Origin of the sequence: Streptomyces sp. AV19 (assembly GCF_015999245.1) — a bacterium.
Taxonomy (GTDB): Bacteria; Actinomycetota; Actinomycetes; order Streptomycetales; family Streptomycetaceae; genus Streptomyces.
Genome location: NZ_JAEAMR010000031.1, coordinates 1 through 3,701, shown reverse-complemented (window position 1 = coordinate 3,701; position 3,701 = coordinate 1). Strand labels below are relative to the sequence as shown.

The 3,701-nt window shown below is 67.0% G+C and carries 6 protein-coding genes; 4 read left to right on the top strand and 2 right to left on the bottom strand.

Going from position 1 to position 3,701, the window contains the following annotated elements:
- Positions 1 to 241: 241 nt before the first annotated feature.
- Both I5Q34_RS32690 and I5Q34_RS32685 read left to right on the top strand, forming a co-directional pair.
- Entirely contained in the window at positions 242 to 676 is a 435-nt protein-coding gene (locus tag I5Q34_RS32690) for a Pycsar system effector family protein (protein ID WP_199896129.1), read from the top strand.
- Positions 677 to 710: 34 nt separating this feature from the next.
- Positions 711 to 1,217, top strand: coding sequence for a hypothetical protein (locus I5Q34_RS32685; RefSeq protein ID WP_199896128.1), 507 nt, complete (start codon positions 711 to 713; stop codon positions 1,215 to 1,217).
- A 34-nt stretch (positions 1,218 to 1,251) separates the two neighbouring features.
- On the opposite strand, the gene I5Q34_RS35330 is transcribed toward I5Q34_RS32685, so the two are convergent.
- Positions 1,252 to 2,655, bottom strand: coding sequence for a hypothetical protein (locus tag I5Q34_RS35330; RefSeq protein ID WP_234429885.1), 1,404 nt, complete (start codon positions 2,653 to 2,655; stop codon positions 1,252 to 1,254).
- Between the two features lie 212 nt (positions 2,656 to 2,867).
- Complete coding sequence (locus I5Q34_RS32675) at positions 2,868 to 3,170, bottom strand: hypothetical protein (RefSeq protein ID WP_234429884.1); 303 nt, start codon at positions 3,168 to 3,170, stop codon at positions 2,868 to 2,870.
- Between the two features lie 139 nt (positions 3,171 to 3,309).
- On the opposite strand from I5Q34_RS32675, the gene I5Q34_RS32670 reads away from it, so the two are divergent.
- Complete coding sequence (locus I5Q34_RS32670; protein ID WP_199896127.1) at positions 3,310 to 3,492, top strand: hypothetical protein; 183 nt, start codon at positions 3,310 to 3,312, stop codon at positions 3,490 to 3,492.
- Positions 3,492 to 3,701, top strand: a 210-nt coding sequence (locus I5Q34_RS32665; RefSeq protein ID WP_199896126.1) for a hypothetical protein, incomplete at its 3' end; no start/stop codon positions are given. The genes I5Q34_RS32670 and I5Q34_RS32665, both read left to right, overlap by 1 nt.

The following is a 3,701-nucleotide window of genomic DNA, read 5'->3' as shown; positions in this document are numbered from 1 at the left end:
TTCTACCTCGCCGTGCCCTGCCCCTGCTCGGTCTGCCGCCTCCGGCACGACCTCAGCCCCACCGACACCCGCTACTTGCTCACCGACCCGTGGGGCGACCTCCCCGGCCCGCAGTGCGTCCGTCGCGCCTCCATCACCCGCTCCACCGCCTGCAACTGAGCACTACCGCCGCCAAGCGGTCGACCACCACAACCACCGAAGCCCCGTCCCACCGGGACGGGGCTCTGACTTGGGGGCGCTCATGAACACTGAACCCGACGACCAGGCCCGAATCATCGCTCTACGCAACGACATTGCCCGCGTGGACACGAAGGCCAGCGTGCTCCTCGCGCTGGCCAGCGCCGCGCTCGCCGCCGTCCTCACCGCCACCACCCTCCGCCTGCCGGGCCCCGCAACCTGGACCGGGGCAGCCGGCGCCGCCGCGTTCCTCGCCGCCACACTGCTCCTACTCCTCGCGGTCCGCCCCTCTCTCCACGGGCCAGGCTGGCCGACCTGGGACCGCATCCCGGAGCATCAACTCGCTGCCGAGCTGACCGGCCCCAACCAGGCCGCGGAAGCCCGAACCCTAGCCACCTTGGCTCGACGCAAGTACCTGTGCGTCCGCGCCGCCGTGGACCTCATCGTTGCCGGGACGATCCTGCTCACTGCGGCGGGCTGCCTGACGGCCGCAGCCTGAGCAACGGCTGGTGCTGTTCCCAGGCAGCGCAACCATGCCTACGATCGATCCTCAAGTGCCACTGAATGAAAGGGCAATTGCGATGGCGCGTCGGTTAACCCGGCAGGAGTTCGAGATCAACGTCACCTTTCACAGCTTCGGGCTCCAAGAGACCGACGAGTCGAACGTGCCGGTGTCGTACCCCGACGACCCGCCCGAGTACGGTCAGTTCCTCCACGTCCGCCCCGGGCGGCTGGACTTCTTCAGCGGCGGACACACCCACGCCGCCCACGCCATCGTCGAGGTATGGGACGGTGCGCCCACGGCGGAGGAGGCGGGCCGCTGGGAGGATCAGGCAGAAGACACGCTGACGACGGTCGGCGGAGAGCTCATCTTCTGGGACATGGGCAAGACCGAGGATGTGGTGCAGCTCGGTGAGACGGGCGGCACCTGGGGTGTCCGCGTGGCATCCTCGGGCCGCAGCGAAGTTGCGGAGCTGGAGGAGCAGGGCGAGGACGCGGACGGTGTCGAACAGTACCTTCTGCAATTCTGGCGAAAGTAAAACGGGGGGCGGATACACCGCCCCCCGTTTCGGATCAGTCGACCTTCACGATATAAGCGTCGTCGTTCCCGAAGAGGATCCGGTACTTCTGAAGGAAGCTCCTCAAGAGGCTGCCCGCGTTCTGGTTCTCCTTCGCAACCAACGGCTGAACCGAGAAGTTATCCTTCACCGCCCCAGAGTCGTACTGGGGCTGGGCTGCGCCCTCGTAGGTTGACGCGAAGGGGAACTCGTCGCACTGAAGCTTGTTCCCCTGCGAATACTTCTTTCCCCAGTAGCGAACACATTGAGCAATCGACACCCTGCGGTTCTTCCTCGACCGATCACCTTCAGCCAACCGGTGCAAAGGCCGCTTGACATCCTGACCCGGGACGTTCTTCTTGGCGTTGACCGGCTTCGTGGCCCCAGGGTTGGCGAATGCTTTCTTCAGGTGCTCCGCAACGGCCTTCTCGGGCGCACCGGGCTTCGTGCTGTAGTGCAGCGTTGAAATGTAGGAGAACGCAGCGGCACCGCGCCGCGCGCCAGTGGAGTTCTTCAGGTGCTTGGCTGCGTCCCACTGGGGGGCGAGCAGGGGGGCCTCGGACGTGCCGCCTCCGACGTAGGGCTTCGGGAGTTCCACCTTGATCCTCGGTGCGTACACACTCTGCACCAGGTCGGCCGGCCCAGACCCTTGCCCCGGTGCAACATCAACGGTGTGGAGGAAGTGTGCCGGCTTCATGCGCCTGAGGTCATCGAAGGACTTGGCACCCGGCATGTTGCCGCCATTCTTGGCCTTGGCGCTCGCGGGCCAGATCTTACGCAGGTGGTAGTCGATCCGGAACAGCTGCCCCGACGTTGGAGGCTTTCCCGACACCTTGAATTGGGCGACATCGTACTCGAACCGGATCGTTCGATCCGTATCCTTCACGACGGACCCGCGGATGTAGAAGTTGAGAAAGCTGGTACCGACCGGCTTCCTGTCCTTCCAGAAGGTAACTCCGATGCCCTTGCCGGTACAGGCGACGAAGCGGGACTTGACGTAGAAAGGAGCACCCCCCTTCAGGTTGTCCTGGCATTCCTTCAGCGACATGGACCGAGGCGGGTCCGGATACTCAAGCTTCTTTACCGCAGCAGCCGTTGCCACTGGCGCGGTGAAGGCCGGCGCAGCCGACGGCTCCTTCGCCTTCGGCGCGTACTCTGCGGCAGGGCCTACGGTCTCTTGCGCGGTCACCGGGCCTGCGGCAGCTTGAGCCGCCGCCTCCAGTCGCGCGGTCCCCGAACCGTCCCGCAGCTCGTCGAGCGATGGGGCCGGCGTGCCAACGGGGACAACGTACGTCTCTGCCCGCAGCTCACCGCCCTTCGGGTCGGCGGCAGTTGCTGCGGAGGATGGGAGCAGCAGGGCCGTCGCCGTGGCGGCGGCCAGCGCGCCGGTTATTCGTCTTGCCAGCCTTGCGGATTTCAAGGTCCCCCCTTGAGCGTCTCACCGGTGGGCCATGCACCCACCGGCCGCCCATGACACTGGAGAGAACACTCGCGCCGCATGCACCTCCCGCATCGGATGGCCGGATGCTGTCGAGGAACGGCGCGTAATAGTTCGTTTGTTCACCGCGCCGGACGCACCGGGGTTCCCCTGGGGGTGTCAGCGTGAGGAGGGACGAAGTACACCCTGACCCGTCAGCGACCGCCAGACGGCCCCGCAGCGCCGTTGTCGTTCCAGGCCGTCGCCTTCCTCTGGAGATCGGTCCGCCGCCCTTGGCGCTTGACGCGTGTCCGGAAGTACGGGACTGCCTGCTTCCAGTCCACCGCCTTCGCGCGTCCGATCTGAACGACCGGCGGGAAGTCAGGGTCGTCGCGGTGCAGTTGGGATACGCGCTGGTGGCTGATCCCGTCAACGACGCCTTCGGCGACAAGCCGTCGGGCCAGCTCGCGGAACGAGACCATCTCAGGCCCTCCCTCTTCGTCGGCCACGGGCACCATTCTTCCTGACTTCATAGCCATATGGCTATGAAGTCGCTACCTTGGATCCGGAACAACACGACGGCCCCGGCCCGGCGCTGCAACGCCGTGATGGGCCGGGGCCAGACCACCCACAACTGCGACGAAGGAGCGGTCCGCCATGGAGCGTACCCACCCCCAGCCCGCCGAGCCCCCCGACCCCACTACGTCGTCGCGCTCCGCCATGGAGGAGCCCGCGACGCTCGACCGCTGTGCCGAGGAGTACGCGGGCGGCGTCGAGGCCCGCGACGCCGCCGCACGACGCGAGGAGCTCGACCGCAGCAAGCGACGGGGGCACCGCTGATGTGGGCCGTCTTCAACGCCGAGCGACAGATCCTCGCCCAGTTCAGCGGCGACTGCGGCCGGTACGACGCTGCCGGGATGGCTGACGCCGCCCTGGCCCGCGACTACGCCGACGAGCCCGGCGCTTTCGTCGCCGAGGTCTGCACCCGCCACCGCGAGCCGCTCGCCGCCTGCACCCGCTGCTCGGAGCAGATCGACTGCCCGCGCTGC

Bases quoted from the DNA above. Each gene is read 5' to 3' on its own strand.
- I5Q34_RS32690 (WP_199896129.1), top strand. From the start codon at position 242: ATGAACACTGAACCCGACGACCAGGCCCGAATCATCGCTCTACGCAAC.
- I5Q34_RS32685 (WP_199896128.1), top strand. From the start codon at position 711: ATGCCTACGATCGATCCTCAAGTGCCACTGAATGAAAGGGCAATTGCG.
- I5Q34_RS32675 (WP_234429884.1), bottom strand. From the start codon at position 3,170: ATGGTGCCCGTGGCCGACGAAGAGGGAGGGCCTGAGATGGTCTCGTTC.
- I5Q34_RS32670 (WP_199896127.1), top strand. From the start codon at position 3,310: ATGGAGCGTACCCACCCCCAGCCCGCCGAGCCCCCCGACCCCACTACG.